Source organism: Pseudomonas sp. TKO26, from assembly GCF_003225665.1.
In the GTDB taxonomy this organism is placed as follows: Bacteria; Pseudomonadota; Gammaproteobacteria; order Pseudomonadales; family Pseudomonadaceae; genus Aquipseudomonas; species Aquipseudomonas saponiphila.
In genome coordinates this window covers 221594-238131 of sequence record NZ_QKLN01000008.1, presented here as the reverse complement: position 1 = coordinate 238131, position 16538 = coordinate 221594, and the positions used below count along the sequence as shown (strand labels likewise).

The following is a 16538-nucleotide window of genomic DNA, read 5'->3' as shown; positions in this document are numbered from 1 at the left end:
ATGAAGGTTTTATTTCTGGTGCAGAAAGAACAGCGAGCCATCCTGGATCGTTTGTACGAAGGCGTCGCCGAGAATTGTGAATGCGATGTGCGCTGGCTGAGCAGCGACGAGCAACGCAACTTGCGTCGTTACTTCCGGCGGGAGGTCGATGTCTCCCGTTATGACCGCATCATCTTCTTCCTGCGTTTCAAGCAGGAGATACGCCAGGTCGGGTTCATTCGTACTGTGCCCAACTTGGTGATTCTCGAGCACGATGCTTATCAGAATTACATTCCCTGCAAGTACACGGGCAAGTTCAGTGCCCATTACCGCCGCTTGCCTTGGGCGCGGGTGATCAGTTCAGGGCATATGGTGACCGAGCGCTTGCGCGAGGAAGGTTTCGACGCGGTGTTCGTACCCAAGGGTTACGATCAGGCGCTTTTACAGGAGCAAGGGCGGGAGCGTGATATCGAGCTGGCTTTTGTCGGCAGTACCAACAGCGTTGCCTATAGCGGCCGCAAGGCACTGCTGGATGAACTGGCGCGGGTTGAACCGTTGGTGGTCACGCGAACCAAGTCAGGTGAGGAGTACTGCGCGACCCTTAATCGGATTCGTTTTTTCGTCAGTGCCGATGTGGGCATGGGCGAATACATGATCAAGAACTTTGAAGCAATGGCTTGTGGCTGTGTTTTGTTGGCCTTCGATCAAGGGGCTGCCGAGAATGAGGCCCTGGGGTTCAAAGACATGGTCAACGTTGTGTTTTACAAGGACATCCCTCAGTTGCAGGAGAAGTTGCTCCAATTGCGCATGAATCCGTTACTGGCGGCGGATATTGCTCGTAATGGACAGAAACTTGCAGTCAAACAGTTCAGTTTCGCGCAAATTGGCCGGCGTATCGTTGATGCGCTCCAACCGCCCCTGAGAGCGCGTGCTCCCTTGAGTCTGGTGGAGAGATTGCGGTTGCGACTGGGTGTTTGATATCAACTTGTCGGGAATGCTTAGTGGCTTTTTGATACTGTTTGGGTCGGGATTCAGTTCTTTGATCAATGGCCAACCTGGCATCACTGAATTGCACATGGCGGGCTTGCGAAACCACGTATCAAGGTCATTTTTTCAATGAGCATTCTTAACATCATGTGGGCCGGCGGCTCCGCTTTTGCTTCGGTGCAGAAGGTGCATCAACAGATACTTTCTCGCGTTGAGGACTGTGCATCGATCAATACCTGGCTGCTTCAAGGAAGTGCGGGTATTGGCGATCTGGGCAACCAAGTCGTCGAGTGGAATCTTTCTTCTGACCAGCTCAAGGAGCGGCGCATCTGGAAGTTGCTGGCTCCCTGGATGCGCGCGCGTTTTAAAAAGGCCCTGCCGAAAGACCTGGAAGTGGTGCTTCTGGATGGCATCGGTGTTGCGCGAGCGTTACTGCCAGTACTCAGGACTGTGCCAGGGGTGCGTGCAGTGGTCATTTTTCATGGCACCACTCGCCTGCGCGGGAGCGATCTAAAACTGTTTGAGCGTTTCTCGGACTCTGAGTTGACGCTGGTTGCGGTGTCGAACACCCTCGCCCAATCCCTTGAATCTGATACGCACCGGCCTGTAGCGGTCTTGCGCAGCGCCTACGATCCGGTCGCTTTTCGTGCCGCGTCACTGCCTCGTGAGCAGGCTCGAGCTCGCTTGGGAGTGCCGTTGGAAGCCTCACCAGTGCTGGGTGCGGTAGGCCGCCTGGTGAGTGGCAAGGGCTTCGCCTGTTTGCTGGAGGCCTTTGCTGCAGCGTCGGTACATCGACCCGATGCGCGCTTGGTCATTGTCGGCGAGGGTCCCGAGCGGCTTGCCCTTGAGGCCGGCATCGAGCGTTTGGGCTTGCGTGGCAAAGTTTCTCTCCCCGGTCATTTGCCGGAGGCAGCGACGCTTTATCGAGCGTTTGACTGGGTAGCCATTCCTTCGCTGGACGAGGGGCTGGGCCTGATCTTGCAAGAGGCGGTGATCTCGGGAGTTCCGGTGCTCACCAGTGAGCTTGCGGTATTCCGGGAGCAGTTGGCTGAGGCCGGCTGGTACGCGCCGCCGGACGATGCCGGTGCCTGGAGCAAGCTCATGGAGCGCGCATTTTCAGCGTCTGCCGAGGTGATCCTTGACGGTCAGTCTCGAGCACTGGCGCCGGAGCGGGCCTGGACAGATTTCACTGAAACCTCGCGGCGGCTGTTTTCATCCCGGTAACAGCGCTTGTTCCAGCGCTTGCATGGGAAAGCGTTCGTTCAGCTCTTCGCGCGCAATATAGCGTGCAAAGTGCTGCAAGTTGCGCTTGATCAGCCTGGGAGGCAGCGGCGCCCGCAAGAAACGCATATCGGCTACATCGATCAGCCCCATTTCATTCTCGGGCGTGATCACGATATTGCCCAAGTGTAATGAGCGGAAGTAGATGCCGGCCGCGTGCAATCGACGAATCAGTGCCACCAGCGGCTCAAGGTTTTGTTGCCAGTCAAAGTCTTTCTGGCTGGCCATTTGACGCAGTGTCTGCCCGGGTAATGGTCGATAAAGCACCGCGGTCATGCCGGGGGCGCTTAGTTCGAAGAACTTGAGTACCGTCAAGGTGGGGATGCCACGCTTGCGCAACTCTGCTGCGTTGTCGATGAAGCGTTTGGAGTAGGGGTGAAACAACGCTGACGAAAAAAGGCGTTTGCGGCGAAACAGTTTGAGGATGTCACCGTCTGCCAGCAGGTAGACTTTAGGACCGTAGCTGTCGGCTTCCAATATTCTGGCGCCTTCAGTCATTGAAGTTAGAGCGGCTTGGGAAAGCCTTGAACATTGCATCGTCGGAGCCTTCTCGGAGTCGCGGGCACAGTGGTCGGTAATGATGCCGAAAGTTTTGAGTTTTAACCATGCCGGGCAGGGTGGTAGGCCGTGATGAGGAGTTAGGAATGCAAGCAAGTCGTTGGGCGCAGGGATGGATGGTCGGTGGACTGTTATGGTTCTTACTGGCTATTGCATTTGCGCCGACCAACAAGATTTATCAGCAGGGGCTGGTGCTTTTTCTCTGGTTGCCGGCCCTGGTTTTTGCCTGGCCTGCCCGTGATCGGCTCAAGGAAGTCTGGCGTTCGCAACCTTGGGTCTGCCTGATGATCCTGCTATTGGCGGTATGGAGCGGGGTCAGTTTGCTCTGGACCAACGTAGAAGATCCTTCCCGTGAGGCCAAGCGTCTGCTTTACATTGGCGTCTTCCTGCTGTTCTTCCCGGTGTTTGCCAATGCTCGACCCGAGCGAGTCATTCGAATCATGCAATGGGGAGGTTTCGGACTGGCATTGTCGTCGCTGATTGCAGTGATCAAATTCTATGGCATTGAAGGAAATGCCTGGTACGCCCGTCTTGAGGGGTTAGGCCAGCTTTCTCATCCCATTCTCGGTGCTTACGTCATTGGTTTGGCTGCGGTGTGGATGCTGCACTGGGTGCCTCGCGGCCGTTGGATGCAGGTGGCTTGGCTGTTGGCGATGGGGCTGCTCGCGCTCTTTGTGGTACTGAGCCAAAGTAGAGGCGCCGCTCTGGCACTGCTTCTGAGCATCGTGGCTATGCCTATCTGGTGTCGTGACCGGCGCAGTACGTTGATTGCTGCAGCGGCGGTTGTCACCGCGTTGGCGGTGTTCTGGGCAATGGAATCTCTGGTCTTGTCGCGTGGCGTTTCCTATCGTCCTCAGATTTTCATGGCGGCTTTGCACATGATTGCCGAGCGGCCCTGGGGCGGCTTGGGATTGGGCGGCGATTACAAGGTCTTTGCCGATAACCTCTATTTCGATCACTCTCATAATCTGTTCACCCATGTGACCATCGAACTCGGTCTGCCGGGCCTGCTGCTTTGGTGTGGGCTGTGGTTCGGAGTGTTATGGCAAGCGTGGAAGGTGCGTGATACCCAATATGGCAAGGGCATCATCGGGATATGGGTGTTCTCATTTCTGGCGATGCAGTTCGATGCTGCAAGCCTGACCGGTACGCCTCGTGCCGAGTGGTTCATCTCCTGGTTTCCAATTGCATTGGCCAGCGTTTTGGTCTGGGCACGGGCCAAGCCCGAGGCTTGTGATAAAATTCGCCGTTCTACCTAACCAGTGAGCCCGATGATGAGTGACGCACCGCCCAAAGCGGAACAGGATTCCAGCCTGAAAATCTATTTCCGGCTGCTGGGCTATGTACGGCCGTACCTTGGCATGTTTCTGTTGAGTATCGTGGGCTTCGTGATCTTTGCGTCTACCCAGCCGATGCTCGCGGGAATACTCAAATACTTCGTTGATGGCTTGAGCAATCCCGATGTGGTGTTCTTCCCCAACGTGCCGTATTTGAGAGACCTGAAGTTGCTGATGGCTGTTCCGCTGCTGATCGTCCTGATCGCCGCGTGGCAAGGTTTGGGATCTTTTCTGGGCAACTACTACCTGGCCAAGGTTTCCTTGGGATTGGTCCACGACCTGCGTGTCGAACTGTTCAACAAGCTGTTAGTTCTGCCCAATCGCTATTTTGATACTCATAGTTCTGGGCACCTGATTTCCCGTATCACTTTCAATGTGACTATGGTGACGGGGGCGGCCACCGACGCGATCAAAGTGGTCATTCGCGAAGGCCTGACAGTGGTCTTTCTATTTGGTTATCTGTTGTGGATGAACTGGAAGCTGACGCTGGTGATGTTGGCAATCCTGCCAGTGATTGCACTGATGGTCGGCAGTACCAGCAAGAAATTTCGCAAGCAGAGCAAAAAGATTCAGGTCGCCATGGGAGATGTGACCCATGTTGCTTCGGAAGCGATCCAGGGATACCGAGTGGTGCGCAGTTTCGGTGGTGAAGGCTATGAGCAGCGGCGCTTTGCTGCGGCTAGCCAGAGCAACACCGAAAAGCAACTGCGCATGACCAAGACTGGCGCTGTATACACCCCCATGTTGCAACTGGTGATTTACTCCGCCATGGCCGCACTGATGTTTTTGGTGTTGTTCTTGCGGGGCGATGCAACGGCAGGTGATCTGGTGGCCTATATCACTGCCGCGGGTTTGCTGCCTAAACCGATTCGGCAGTTGTCGGAAGTCAGCTCAACGATTCAAAAGGGCGTTGCGGGTGCCGAAAGTATCTTCGAGCAGCTGGATGTTGAGCCTGAAGTCGATAGCGGAACGGTCGAACGGGATCGTATCAGTGGTCGTCTTGAAGTTCGCAACTTGAGCTTCACGTATCCGGAGACGGGGCGTGAGGTTCTCAAGAACATTAGCTTCAGTGCCGAGCCAGGGCAGATGATTGCCTTGGTTGGGCGCTCTGGTAGTGGTAAGTCGACATTGGCCAGCCTGATTCCGCGTTTTTACCATCATGAAACTGGGGAAATACTGCTCGACGACGTGGAAGTCGAAGACTACCGGCTGCGTAACTTGCGCCGACACGTAGCTCAGGTCACGCAGCATGTGACCTTGTTCAACGATACCGTTGCCAACAACATTGCATACGGGGACCTGGCCGGTGCGCCGCGTGCGGATATCGAGAAGGCTGCCCAAGACGCCTATGCGATGGACTTCATCGCTGAGCTGCCCCGGGGCCTGGATACCGAAGTCGGAGAGAACGGCGTGCTTCTTTCGGGTGGCCAGCGTCAGCGCTTGGCTATCGCCCGGGCGTTGCTGAAGAATGCGCCGTTGCTGATTCTTGATGAGGCAACGTCAGCACTGGACACCGAGTCGGAGCGGCATATTCAGGCAGCGTTGGACAAGGTCATGAAAGGGCGTACCACCCTGGTTATCGCTCATCGGTTGTCCACTATCGAGAAGGCTGACCAGATCCTGGTGATGGACCACGGCGAAATTGTCGAGCGTGGTACCCACGTCGAGTTACTGGCCATGGGTGGGTACTACTCGCGGCTGCACGCCATGGGGCTGGACGCGCCGACTGAGGCCGATATCGTCTGATATTCCCGGGCGCGCAATGCGCCCGGGCATTTGTATCAATGCCCTTACAGGGTTGACCAAAGCTAAATAATTCCTTATCCGGCGTTTGTTATGTTGGCCCTCTCGATTCGAATGATGAACGAGAGGGTCAACCTTCTTGCGTGGATAATCGGATGTTGCAACGTCTGTTGTGGAAATTGCTTCCCAAGAATCAAAGGGCTTTCTTACTGGGACGTTTGTCAGTGGTTGATCGGCAGGCTGTGAACAAGTCACTGTCTGCGATCATTACGCTTCCAACAAGTTTTGTGACGCATAAGTGTGTGTTCATTCACGTGCCCAAATGCGGGGGCAGTAGCCTGTGCTCCGCGCTTCTAGAGGGTCGGTGGCCAGGGCACTTACCGTATTACTGGTATCAGCAGCAGTTCCCTGAACACTGCGCGCGCAGTTTCAAGTTCGCTTTCGTCCGCGATCCCTTGGAGCGGGCTTACTCGGCATACGCTTACTTGCGGGGCAATAACATGAGTCGACGTGACCAGGAGGCTCAGGCCTTGGTGGCCAGTTACCGAGATTTCGACGATTTCGTTGCGCAGTGGTTGCATCCGGACAACCTGCGTCGTCAGCTCCACTTTGCGCCTCAGACGGACTTTCTTGTTGATCAGATGGGGCGGTTGTCCATGGATTTTCTAGGCCGGCACGAGCATTTTGAGCGAGATTTTCGCTATCTTTGTGAGCGACTTGGAGTGGACACATTATTGCCGCATCTGAATGTTTCCCTTGAGCGTCGAAACGAGCCGGTCAGGGAGTTCTGCTCCTTGCGTACGCGGCGCTTGGTCAGGCGTGCTTATCAGCGTGATTATGAGGTCCTGGGTTATGAGTGACTCTTCAGTTTTTCCGAACTCTACTGGGGTTGCTCCCGCTATCCGTCCCTTTTCCCTATCGTTGTCAGTGGATGCCCGCTCTGCGTTAAAGCACCAGCAGCCTTGTTGTCTGTGGCTGACGGGGCTGTCGGGTGCCGGAAAGTCCACTCTGGCCAATGCGTTGGAGATCAAACTCAATGAGCAGGGCCGCCATACATTTGTGCTGGACGGTGACAACCTGCGCACCGGGTTATGCAGCGATCTGGGGATGGGAATCGAGGCGCGCAAAGAGAATGTTCGGCGTATTGGCGAGGTGGCGCGCCTGATGGTCGACGCCGGATTGATTGTGATCGTCTCGGCTATTTCGCCCTTCAGTGCTTGTCGGGCGATTGCCAGGGCGTTGTTTGCTCCGGGGCAGTTTTTCGAGGTCTATGTCAGCACGCCGTTTGATGTGTGCGCCCGACGTGACCCCAAGGGCTTGTATCAAGCTGCGCTGCAAGGAGCAATCAAGGATTTCACCGGTCTGGACAGTCCTTACGAAGCGCCAGAGCGCGCAGATTGCGAGATCAATACCGATGAAATCGAATTGTCCGAGGCGGTGCAGTTTGTTTTGAGTCGAGTGTTCAAAAAATGATCAGATAATGTGCGTGATACATCCCGCGTAAAGCTCTCAAACGAGACGGCGCCAACCCTGTGTTAATATCGCGCCCCTGTTCATTTTGTATGTGGGATGCTCCATGAAGTTGTCCATGCCGCGATTCGATCAAGCCCCTGTCTTGGTGGTCGGCGATGTCATGCTCGACCGTTACTGGCATGGTGGTACCTCACGGATTTCCCCTGAGGCACCGGTGCCGGTGGTCAAGGTCGAGCAAATCGAGGACCGCCCGGGTGGTGCCGCTAACGTTGCCCTGAACATCGCCGCTCTCGGCGCTCCGGCATCCCTGGTGGGGGTGACCGGTGACGATGAGGCTGCCGACAGTCTGGCCAACAGCTTGAAGGGTGCGGGTGTACGGGCGCTGTTTCAGCGCATTGCCCATCAGCCGACCATCGTCAAGCTGCGGGTCATGAGCCGTCACCAGCAGTTGCTGCGTATCGATTTCGAAGAGCCCTTCGCCACTGATGCCCTGGCCCTGGCGGCCGAGGTCGACGCCCTGCTCGACGGGATCAAGGTGCTGGTGCTGTCCGACTACGGCAAGGGCGCTCTGCGCAACCATCAGGTGCTGATCGCGGCGGCGCGGGCGCGGGGCATTCCGGTGCTGGCCGATCCCAAGGGCAAGGATTTTTCCATCTACCGTGGCGCCAGCCTGATCACGCCGAATCTCAGCGAGTTCGAAACCATCGTCGGCGGCTGCGCCGATGAGCACGAACTGGTGAGCAAGGGCGCCAAGCTGATGCACGACCTGGAGCTGGGAGCGCTGCTGGTGACCCGTGGCGAGCACGGCATGACCCTGTTGCGCCCGGCGCATCCGCCCCTGCATCTGCCGGCCCGTGCCCGTGAAGTGTTCGATGTCACCGGTGCCGGGGATACGGTGATCTCTACCCTGGCCGCTGCCATTGCTGCCGGTGAAGAGCTGCCCCATGCCGTGGGCCTGGCCAATCTGGCGGCGGGCATAGTGGTCGGCAAGCTGGGGACTGCTGCGATCAGCGCACCGGAATTGCGTCGGGCGATCCAGCGCGAGGAAGGTTCCGAGCGTGGGGTCCTGAGCCTCGACCAACTGCTGCTGGCGATTGATGACGCCCGGGCGCACAACGAGAAGATTGTGTTCACCAACGGCTGCTTCGACATTCTCCACGCCGGCCACGTGACCTACCTGGAACAGGCTCGGGCCCAGGGTGACCGGCTGATCGTGGCGATCAACGACGATGCCTCGGTCAGCCGCCTCAAGGGGCCTGGACGTCCGATCAACAGTGTCGACCGGCGTATGGCGGTGCTGGCGGGATTGGGCGCCGTGGACTGGGTGATCAGTTTCCCTGAAGGCACTCCGGAAAACCTGTTGACCCAGGTACGGCCGGATGTGCTGGTCAAGGGCGGGGACTATGGCATCGATCAGGTGGTGGGCGCTGATATCGTCACCGCTTATGGCGGCACGGTGAAGGTGCTGGGGCTGGTCGAGAACAGCTCGACCACCGCCATCGTCGAGAAGATCCGCAAGACCGACAAGGCCGAGTAACGGCCGCAGTGAAAAAAGGCGCCTGCTCCAGGCGCCTTTTTTTTGCCTCAGCCCTGGCGTCTGGCTTTGGCCGGAACCATCTTGCGCAGGATCTGCCGGGCCTTGCCGGTCAGGCGTGAGAGTTTCGAGTCCTTCGCAGGTTCACTCAGGCCTCGTTGCCCGAGCCAGTCCTTCCAGCGAATCCGCTCGTCGCGCACCACCCAGCCTTCCTGCTGGGCGAAGCTTTCTGCCAGGTACAGGCCACGGGTGCTCGCCGGGTGCAACTGGTCCTTTTTCAGGGTGTAGAGCTCGGCGCAAGGTTCGCCATTCTCCAGGGGCATCAGGTACAGGTCCGGGCGCTTGCGGTCCAGGCGGGCCACCAGTTGATCGCCCTCCAGGCGTTCGTCGACGTGGAACAGGCTCAGGGACTTGGCTTCCCTGGGCACCTCCAGGCGCAGGTCGTAGATCAACTGCAGCGATGCCGTGGGCAGGTGTACATAGGCCTGGGGACGCTCGAGCAATTGCAGGTTGGCGCAACGCACCGGGCGCGCCGCGCCGGACAGCGGCGTCAGGCGAAACGGCAGGGCTTCGCGGTAGTGCAGGGCGCCAGCATAGGGGGCGGGTAGCCAGGTGTCGTTGAAGCGTCCGCCGAGCCAGCCTTCGGGGGTTTCCAGCAGGCACTCCTCGGCGATTTCCTGGATGGCGGTCAGCAGCGGCAGGTTCAGCTCATGGGCCGGCACGTAGCCGGAGATCAGCTTGAGCACCACGTCGCCGCGATCCTGGCGGCGTTGGCGCACCAGTACCCAGTAATCGCGGTTCTGCCAATGCAGGGTCAGGCGCACCGAGACCCCGAGGTTGGCCAGTTCCAGAGCGAAACGCTGGGTATCGGCCACGGTCACCGGGCGTCGGCGCTGCAGGGTCTGGGCGAAGTTCAGCGGCATGCCGACGCTCTGGTAGCACAGGCCTTCGGGAGTCGCCTCGACGAACAGGGGCAGGGTCTTGAAATTGCTGGGGTTCTTTCTAATCAGCGGTCGCGACATCTCGGCTCCTTCTTGCGTCGGGGTCGGCCGCGTCGGCGGCATCAGTTCTGGCCCAGAACCTGTGCCACGGTCGCCACGTTATGGGCCAGGTGCAGCGGATTGATGGTCCCGACAATAGCACTGGCGACACCGGGCCGGTCAAACAGCAACTCGAAGCTGGCCCGCACCGGATCGGTGCCCGGGCTCAGGCACACGTGGCCGCTGGCCAGGGCCTTTTTCACCAGGATGCCCTTGTGCTGGGCGGCAGCATAGTCAATGACCGCCCGCTCCGCCTGTTCGTTCAGATTGTAGGTAACCATGGCGCAATCGCCTTGCTCCAATGCCTTCAAGCCGCCGTCGACGGTCTTGCCGGAGAAGCCGAAGCCGCGGATCTTGCCCTCCTGCTTGAGCTGGGCCAGGGTCTGGTACACCTCGCACTGCTCGAGGATCGCCAGGTCGTTGCCGTCGGAATGCACCAGCACCAGGTCGATGAAGTCGGTTTCCAGGCGTTGCAGGCTGCGTTCCACGGACAGACGCGTGTGGGCGGCGCTGAAGTCGTGGCGGGACACACCGTCGGCAAACTCCTCGCCGACCTTGCTGACGATCACCCATTCCTGGCGCTGGCCCCGTAGCAGCGGGCCCAGGCGTTCTTCGCTGCGGCCGTAGGCTGGAGCGGTGTCGATCAGGTTGATGCCCAGGTCGCGGGTCAGCTTGAGCAGCATGCGCGCTTCCTGGTCGTCGGGGATCTGGAAGCCGTTGGGGTATTTCACGCCCTGGTCACGGCCCAGCTTGACCGTGCCCAGGCCCAGGGGCGAAACCATCAGCCCGGTGCTGCCGAAGGGGCGATGCAGGTCGTGCAGGGTTGGCTGGCTCATGGCAGCAGTTGCTCCCAGGAGGTTTGCGCCAGGGGCGGCTTGGGCAGGTCGGGGAGCGCCTGGCTGGGGCCGGGGCGAATGCCATCGCGCTCCAAGGCCTTCAGGACCCGGTCGGCGAAGTCCGGCGCCAGGGCCAGTTTGGTCGGCCAGCCCACCAGCAGGCGGTCTTGTCCGGCGAGGAAGGCGTTGTCCGGGCGGGTCAGGCCTGATTGTGCCGGTTCCGCCCGCTCCACTCGCAAGGTGGCCCATTGCGCCTGGCTCAGGTCGACCCAAGGCAGCAACTGTGCCAGTTCCTTTTGCGCCGCGGCGATCTGCGCTGCCGGTTCCCGGGCCACACCTTCGGCTTCGGCGAGATCGCCCCCCAGGTACCAGACCCACTGGCCATCGGCGGCCGGATGAGTGGTGACGGTGATCCGCGGCTTGGGGCCGCCGCCCAGGCAATGGGCGTACAGCGGTTTCAGGCTTGGCCCCTTGACCAGCACCATGTGCAGCGGGCGTCGCTGCATGGCCGGCTGGCTCAGGCCGAGAGTCTGGAGCAGCTCGGCATTGCCGGCACCAGCACTGAGGACAATGCGCTGCGCGCGAATCTCCCGTTCGTCGATCCGCAGGCCCACCAGCTGACCACTCTCCAGCAGTGGCTCGATCTTCTGCCCGGCCAGCAGGCTGTCGCCGCCCAGCTCCGCCAGGCGCTGGATGACGCTGGGCACGTCCACCACCAGTTCGGCCAGCCGATAGACCTTGCCCTTGAAGCGCTTGTCCTGCAGGGCTGGAGGCAATTGCTCGCCCTTGACCTGATCGACCCGGCCGCGCACGGCCTTGCTGGCAAAGAAGCTGGTGAGGTTACCGGCCAGGGTGCCGGGGGACCAGAGATAGTGGGATTCGGACAGCAGGCGCACGCCGGACAGGTCCAGCTCGCCGCTGCCGGCCAGGGCTTCGCGCCAGCGCCGGGGCATGTCGGCGATGGCTTCCGAGGCGCCGGTGAGGGCGCCGTGCAGGGCGTACTTGGCGCCGCCGTGAATGATCCCCTGGGACTTCACGCTCTGTCCGCCACCGAGGCTGGCGCTTTCCACCAGCACAGTGGAAAAGCCCTGGCGCCGCAGGCGGGCATTGAGCCAGAGGCCGGCGACGCCTGCGCCGACAATCAGCACATCGGTGGAAATAGCGGATGGCATGCAGCGACCTCGGTAAACAAAACGAAGGCGCAAGTTTCAAGCCTCAAGCCTCAAGCTGCAAGCATGGCACTCACTCTTGCCGCTTGAAGCTTGTCGCTTGAGGCTGCTTTTTAATGCCCGGCGGTTTTCGAGAACAACTGGATCACCACCACGCCGAGGACGATCAACGCCATGCCCAGCATCGCCGGGATATCCAGTTTCTGGCCGTACAGGAACAGCGCGGCAATGCTGACCATGACGATGCCCATGCCGGCCCATACCGCATAGGCCACGCCCACCGGGACGGTGCGTACCACCAGGGTCAGCATCCAGAAGGCCACGCCGTAGCCGACGATGATCAGCGCCAGGGGCAGCGGTGTGCTCAGGCCCTTGACCGCTTTCATTGAAACAGTGGCAATCACTTCCGCGCAGATGGCGATGGCCAGGTAGTAGTAAGCGTTCATGGGAGGGTTCCTCGTGTCTGGGGCTGCTTTCTGAGGTCGGCATTCTAGAGGCTGCTCAGATGGGGTAAAGTCATTACCTATCTGTTATGAAGATAGGTTGCGCTATGAACATGCAATGGAACCTGGAGCAATTGCGGCTGTTCGTCAGTGTCGCCGAGCAGCGTTCGTTTTCCGCGGTGGCCCGCCAGCAACGCAAGGCGCAATCGGCCATCAGCAGCGCCATCGCTCTGCTGGAGGAGGACCTGGGGGTCAGCCTGTTCGAGCGCAGCAGCGGGCGCCAGCCCAAGCTCAGCGAAGCCGGCAGCGCCTTGTTGCAGGAGGCGCGGGAGATTCTGCGTCAATGCGATCGCCTCAACGGTCGGGCGCTGGCCCTGATGCGGGGCCAGGAGGCGCGGTTGCGCCTGGCCCAGGACGAGGCGATGCCCTACCAGCCGGTGCTCGACAGCCTGGAAGCCCTGGCCGAGCGCTTTCCCAGCCTGGAGGTGCAGCTGGCCAGCGGCGCCCAGGGCGATGTGGCGCGCAAGCTGGTGGAGCGCCGGGCCGACCTGGGCTTGCTGTTCCACCATGAGCAGATGCCCGAAACCCTGGAGCGTCAGGCCCTGGGCAGCGTTGAAATGGTCACTGTGTGTGCCGTGGGGCATCCCCTGGCCCATGAAAAGCGGGTCAATCGCCAGCTCCTGGCCCGGCACCGGCAGTTGCTGATCGCCCCGCAACTCAGTGGTTATCCCGGTGGTGAACAAGTCAGCCCCCAGGTCTGGCGGGCGGACAGTTTCTATGTGATGGCCGAATGGCTGATGCGTGGCCTTGGCTGGGCCTGGTTGCCGCGGCATGTGGTGCAGTACCCGACCTATCAGCATCAGATGGTGGAACTGGTCAGCGAATGGACACCGCCGGCGCTGGTGGTGGAGCTGGCCTGGCGCCGCGACGAGCCCCTGGGGCCGGCAGCGCGCTGGCTGGCGGAACGTTTTGCCGTGCACCTGAAGGCGATCGGCTAAAAAACCGATAAACTCCGCCGCCATGAATAGAACTCTCTATACCGCACTGTTTTACCTGGGGCTGCCTTTGGTAGCGATTCGCCTGTGGCTGCGTTCGCGCAAGGCCCCGGCTTATGCCAAGCGCATTGGCGAGCGCTTCTCTCTGGGCTTGCCGGTCATGCAGACCGGCGGTATCTGGGTGCATGCGGTGTCCGTGGGCGAGAGTATTGCCGCCGCGCCAATGATCCGGGCCCTGTTGGCCCGTCATCCGCAACTGCCGATTACCGTGACCTGCATGACCCCCACCGGCTCTGAGCGCATTCAAGCACTGTTCGCCCATGAGCCGCGCATCCAGCATTGCTACCTGCCTTACGATCTGCCATGCGCTGCTGCGCGCTTTCTCGATCGGGTGCAGCCCAAGCTGGCGGTGATCATGGAAACCGAACTGTGGCCCAACCACATCGACCAGTGCGCTCGGCGCGGGATTCCGGTGGCCCTGGCCAATGCCCGATTGTCCGCGCGTTCGGCCAAGGGCTATGGGCGCTTTGCCGGGCTGACGGCGCCGATGCTGGCGCAGATGAGCCTGTTCGCGGTGCAGACCGAGGCCGAGGCCCAGCGTTTCCGGGAGCTGGGCGCGCGTCCCGAGACTGTGGAAGTGACAGGCTCGATCAAGTTCGACCTGAGCATTGATCCGCAATTGCTGGTGCGTGCCGCTGAGCTGCGCCAGCAGTGGCAGGCCATGGACCGCCCGGTATGGATCGCCGCCAGTACCCACGAGGGTGAAGACGCCGTGGTGCTCGACGCCCATCGGCAACTGCTGGCCAGTTACCCGAATGCCTTGCTGATTCTGGTGCCACGGCACCCGGAACGCTTCAACTCGGTGTACGAGCTGTGTCGGCAACAGGGTTTCACGACCATTCGCCGCTCCGCCGGGGAGCCGGTGGACGCCACCACCTCGGTGTTGCTGGGGGACACCATGGGCGAGTTGCTGTTCCTCTATGCCCTGGCCGACAGCGCCTTTGTCGGTGGCAGCCTGGTGGCCAATGGCGGACATAACCTGCTGGAACCGGCGGCGCTGGCCAAGCCGGTCATCAGCGGGCCGCACCTGTTCAACTTCCTGGAAATCGCCGCGATGCTGCGCGAGGCCGGGGCCCTGCAGGAGGTGGATGACGCCGAGGGGCTGGCGGTGGCGGTGCAGCGCCTGTTCGAGTTGCCCCGGGATGCTCAGAAGATGGCCGAAGCCGGGCTCAAGGTGCTCAAGGCCAATCAGGGCGCCTTGCAGCGGCTGCTGGATGGTCTTGATCGCCTCTTGAACAGGCCTTGACGGTCTTCGTGCAGCGCCTGCCGCAGGCTGCGCAGCGGCGGCAAAGGGCCCTTGCCACAGCCGTCTCAGCATGAAAAAGGCCACCCGCAAAGGTGGCCTTTTTCATGGCTTCAGGCTTCAGGGGCGAGCCTTGAGCTGCTCCTGTGCGGCCTTGGCCAGGTCCGGCGGGAGGAAGTCGCGGTCCGGGTTGTAGTCGGCCTTGAGGTAGCGCGACAGGTCCTGCAGGTCTCCCGGGTTGAGGGTGCCGGCGGCCTGTTTCAGGCGCAGGTTGTCGAGGATGTAGTCGTAGCGGCTGTTGTTGTAGTTGCGCACCGAGGTGTAGAGCTGGCGTTGGGCGTCGAGCACGTCGACGATATTGCGGGTGCCCACCTGGTAGCCGATTTCCGTGGCATCCACCGCGCTCTGGTTGGAGATGATCGACTGGCGTCGGGCCTGGACCTGTTCGACATCGGTGTTCACCGCGCGATGCAGGTTGCGGGTGTTCTCCACCACCTGGCGACGCAGGGATTCGCGCTGCTGCTCGCTCTGGCTCAGACGCGAGTAGGACTCGCGGACCTGGGAGCTGGTCAGGCCGCCGCTGTAGATCGGGATGTTCAGTTGCAGGCCGATGGAACGCTGCTCGACATCGCTGCCGTAGCGCGTTAACGGGTTGGGGTTGCTGAAACCCAGGGCGTCGTTGTCGCCTTTCTTGTATTGCGCCACGGCGTCCAGGGTCGGCGCGTGCCCGGCCTTGCGCTGCTTGAGGGTTTCCTCGGCGGCGCTGACCGCGTAGTTGCTGGCCAGCAGGTTGAGGTTCTGCTTGGCGGCGGTTTCGACCCAGGCCTTGGCGTCGTTGGGTGTCGGGGCCAGTACCGGCAGGGTGTGGACGATGCCCTGGATCGAGTTGTACTCGCGGTTGGTCAGGGTGATCAGGGCTTCAAAGGCGTCTTCCACCTGGCGCTGGGCAAGGATCCGGTTGGCCCGGGCGGTGTCGTAGCTGGCCTGGGATTGCAGCACGTCGGTCTTGTCCGACAGGCCCACGTCGAAGCGCTCGTTGGACTGGTCCAGTTGTCGCTTGAAGGCGGCTTCCTCGGCCTTGGTCGAGGCCAGGTTGTCCTGGGCGCGCAACACCGCGAAGTAGTTTTCCGCGCTTTGCAGGATCAGGTTCTGTTCGGTGGCCGAGAGCTGCAGCGAGGCCTGCTCGTTGATGTCCTTGGCGGCCTGCAACTGGAACCAGCGGTCGGCGCGGAACAGCGGCTGGGCCAGGGTCGCCTGGTAGACGTTGCCGCTGCGGGTCGAGGCCATGGAGGGCTCATCGAACTTGGTGCGGGTATTATTGATGTCCGCCCCCGCCGAGAGGTTGGGCAGCAGGCCGGCGCGGGCCTGGGGCACCACTTCTTTCTGGGCGCCATACTGGGCGCGGGCAGCCGCCAGATCGGCGTTGTTTTCCACCGCTTCCTGGTAGACGCTGACCAAGTCGGTCTTGGTGGTCAGAGGCGCTTCTGCTGCCCAGGCCATTCCATTGGACGCACAAGACACGGCAACAGCCAGTGAGAGTTTGCGCAGCATTCGGCGATCCCTAGAGTTGATATTACGGAGATAATCCAGGCGCCAAGGCTAAGGCGCGGTCCATGGAGCGTCAAGGTTCGACATAGAGCAGGGAGTGTAGAGCTGCTGACCTACCGCAACAATCCTGCAATTACGCCATTCATCCTGCTTATTGCACCGGTGTTGGCGTTCTGTCCCGGCTTTGTCTAGACTGGCGCGGTTCTTGTCGGGGTGCCTTGCTATGAGGCTGAGATCGGATAATCCGGATCCCGTTGAACCTGATCAGGTTAGCGCCTGCGTAGGGAACAAGATTTCTCGTCACCCGGCGAG

Annotated in this window: 15 protein-coding genes and 1 riboswitch; of the genes, 9 read left to right on the top strand and 6 right to left on the bottom strand. The window is 60.6% G+C overall.

Translation table 11 applies throughout. The annotated features are described in order from the left end of the window. Together DNK59_RS14730 and DNK59_RS14725 are read left to right on the top strand one after the other, a co-directional pair. Entirely contained in the window at positions 1-957 is a 957-nt protein-coding gene (locus tag DNK59_RS14730; RefSeq protein ID WP_110723645.1) for a glycosyltransferase, read from the top strand. A gap of 138 nt (positions 958-1095) precedes the next feature. After that, positions 1096-2190, top strand: coding sequence for a glycosyltransferase (locus tag DNK59_RS14725; protein WP_110723644.1), 1095 nt, complete (start codon positions 1096-1098; stop codon positions 2188-2190). Here DNK59_RS14725 and DNK59_RS14720 read toward each other — a convergent pair. Then, complete coding sequence (locus DNK59_RS14720) at positions 2179-2745, bottom strand: lipopolysaccharide kinase InaA family protein (protein ID WP_177431249.1); 567 nt, start codon at positions 2743-2745, stop codon at positions 2179-2181. The genes DNK59_RS14725 and DNK59_RS14720 overlap by 12 nt on opposite strands. Before the next feature lie 146 nt (positions 2746-2891). On the opposite strand from DNK59_RS14720, the gene DNK59_RS14715 reads away from it, so the two are divergent. From DNK59_RS14715 to hldE, 5 genes are all read left to right on the top strand, one after another. Then, positions 2892-4064 (top strand): O-antigen ligase, encoded by a 1173-nt coding sequence (locus tag DNK59_RS14715; RefSeq protein WP_110723643.1) that lies wholly within the window; start codon positions 2892-2894, stop codon positions 4062-4064. A 15-nt stretch (positions 4065-4079) separates the two neighbouring features. Beyond that, complete coding sequence (gene msbA / locus DNK59_RS14710; protein ID WP_110723642.1) at positions 4080-5888, top strand: lipid A export permease/ATP-binding protein MsbA; 1809 nt, start codon at positions 4080-4082, stop codon at positions 5886-5888. Positions 5889-6040: 152 nt separating this feature from the next. Then, positions 6041-6745 (top strand): sulfotransferase family 2 domain-containing protein, encoded by a 705-nt coding sequence (locus DNK59_RS14705; RefSeq protein WP_110723641.1) that lies wholly within the window; start codon positions 6041-6043, stop codon positions 6743-6745. Then, positions 6738-7358 carry an adenylyl-sulfate kinase gene (cysC, locus tag DNK59_RS14700; RefSeq protein ID WP_110723640.1) on the top strand — a complete coding sequence of 207 codons (621 nt, stop codon included), beginning with the start codon at positions 6738-6740 and terminating at the stop codon, positions 7356-7358. The genes DNK59_RS14705 and cysC overlap by 8 nt, the downstream gene beginning before the upstream one ends. Positions 7359-7461: 103 nt before the next feature. After that, the gene (hldE, locus tag DNK59_RS14695; RefSeq protein WP_110723639.1) at positions 7462-8895 is read left to right on the top strand and encodes a bifunctional D-glycero-beta-D-manno-heptose-7-phosphate kinase/D-glycero-beta-D-manno-heptose 1-phosphate adenylyltransferase HldE; all 1434 of its coding nucleotides are present in this window, start codon (positions 7462-7464) and stop codon (positions 8893-8895) included. A 47-nt stretch (positions 8896-8942) separates the two neighbouring features. Here hldE and DNK59_RS14690 read toward each other — a convergent pair whose 3' ends face one another. The 4 genes from DNK59_RS14690 to DNK59_RS14675 form a co-directional block, all read right to left on the bottom strand. After that, the gene (locus DNK59_RS14690; RefSeq protein ID WP_110723638.1) at positions 8943-9914 is read right to left on the bottom strand and encodes a metal ABC transporter ATPase; all 972 of its coding nucleotides are present in this window, start codon (positions 9912-9914) and stop codon (positions 8943-8945) included. A gap of 41 nt (positions 9915-9955) precedes the next feature. Further along, positions 9956-10768: an aldo/keto reductase gene (locus DNK59_RS14685; protein ID WP_110723637.1), complete on the bottom strand. Its 813-nt coding sequence runs from the start codon at positions 10766-10768 to the stop codon at positions 9956-9958. Further along, positions 10765-11940 (bottom strand): FAD-binding oxidoreductase, encoded by a 1176-nt coding sequence (locus DNK59_RS14680; protein ID WP_110723636.1) that lies wholly within the window; start codon positions 11938-11940, stop codon positions 10765-10767. The genes DNK59_RS14685 and DNK59_RS14680 overlap by 4 nt, the downstream gene beginning before the upstream one ends. Positions 11941-12050: 110 nt before the next feature. Then, positions 12051-12383, bottom strand: coding sequence for a multidrug efflux SMR transporter (locus DNK59_RS14675; protein WP_011058907.1), 333 nt, complete (start codon positions 12381-12383; stop codon positions 12051-12053). A gap of 110 nt (positions 12384-12493) precedes the next feature. Here DNK59_RS14675 and DNK59_RS14670 point away from each other — a divergent pair, with 110 nt between their 5' ends. Next, on the top strand, positions 12494-13378 hold the full coding sequence (locus tag DNK59_RS14670; RefSeq protein ID WP_177431253.1) for a LysR family transcriptional regulator: 885 nt from the start codon (positions 12494-12496) through the stop codon (positions 13376-13378). 22 nt (positions 13379-13400) lie between these two features. Further along, the gene (gene waaA / locus DNK59_RS14665) at positions 13401-14681 is read left to right on the top strand and encodes a lipid IV(A) 3-deoxy-D-manno-octulosonic acid transferase (protein WP_092319031.1); all 1281 of its coding nucleotides are present in this window, start codon (positions 13401-13403) and stop codon (positions 14679-14681) included. Positions 14682-14798: 117 nt separating this feature from the next. Here the strand turns inward: waaA and DNK59_RS14660 are convergent, their stop codons facing one another. After that, entirely contained in the window at positions 14799-16229 is a 1431-nt protein-coding gene (locus DNK59_RS14660) for a TolC family outer membrane protein (RefSeq protein WP_110723634.1), read from the bottom strand. 196 nt (positions 16230-16425) lie between these two features. Then, a riboswitch (TPP riboswitch) is annotated at positions 16426-16530 on the top strand. The last annotated feature ends 8 nt before the right edge of the window (positions 16531-16538 follow it).

Excerpts from the sequence above, each read along its gene's own strand:
- cysC (WP_110723640.1), top strand. The coding sequence starts at position 6,738 with ATGAGTGACTCTTCAGTTTTTCCGAACTCTACTGGGGTTGCTCCCGCT.
- DNK59_RS14705 (WP_110723641.1), top strand. The coding sequence starts at position 6,041 with ATGTTGCAACGTCTGTTGTGGAAATTGCTTCCCAAGAATCAAAGGGCT.
- hldE (WP_110723639.1), top strand. The coding sequence starts at position 7,462 with ATGAAGTTGTCCATGCCGCGATTCGATCAAGCCCCTGTCTTGGTGGTC.
- DNK59_RS14680 (WP_110723636.1), bottom strand. The coding sequence starts at position 11,940 with ATGCCATCCGCTATTTCCACCGATGTGCTGATTGTCGGCGCAGGCGTC.
- waaA (WP_092319031.1), top strand. The coding sequence starts at position 13,401 with ATGAATAGAACTCTCTATACCGCACTGTTTTACCTGGGGCTGCCTTTG.
- DNK59_RS14675 (WP_011058907.1), bottom strand. The coding sequence starts at position 12,383 with ATGAACGCTTACTACTACCTGGCCATCGCCATCTGCGCGGAAGTGATT.
- DNK59_RS14690 (WP_110723638.1), bottom strand. The coding sequence starts at position 9,914 with ATGTCGCGACCGCTGATTAGAAAGAACCCCAGCAATTTCAAGACCCTG.
- DNK59_RS14670 (WP_177431253.1), top strand. The coding sequence starts at position 12,494 with ATGCAATGGAACCTGGAGCAATTGCGGCTGTTCGTCAGTGTCGCCGAG.
- DNK59_RS14725 (WP_110723644.1), top strand. The coding sequence starts at position 1,096 with ATGAGCATTCTTAACATCATGTGGGCCGGCGGCTCCGCTTTTGCTTCG.
- DNK59_RS14720 (WP_177431249.1), bottom strand. The coding sequence starts at position 2,745 with ATGACTGAAGGCGCCAGAATATTGGAAGCCGACAGCTACGGTCCTAAA.
- DNK59_RS14685 (WP_110723637.1), bottom strand. The coding sequence starts at position 10,768 with ATGAGCCAGCCAACCCTGCACGACCTGCATCGCCCCTTCGGCAGCACC.
- DNK59_RS14660 (WP_110723634.1), bottom strand. The coding sequence starts at position 16,229 with ATGCTGCGCAAACTCTCACTGGCTGTTGCCGTGTCTTGTGCGTCCAAT.
- msbA (WP_110723642.1), top strand. The coding sequence starts at position 4,080 with ATGAGTGACGCACCGCCCAAAGCGGAACAGGATTCCAGCCTGAAAATC.
- DNK59_RS14715 (WP_110723643.1), top strand. The coding sequence starts at position 2,892 with ATGCAAGCAAGTCGTTGGGCGCAGGGATGGATGGTCGGTGGACTGTTA.
- DNK59_RS14730 (WP_110723645.1), top strand. The coding sequence starts at position 1 with ATGAAGGTTTTATTTCTGGTGCAGAAAGAACAGCGAGCCATCCTGGAT.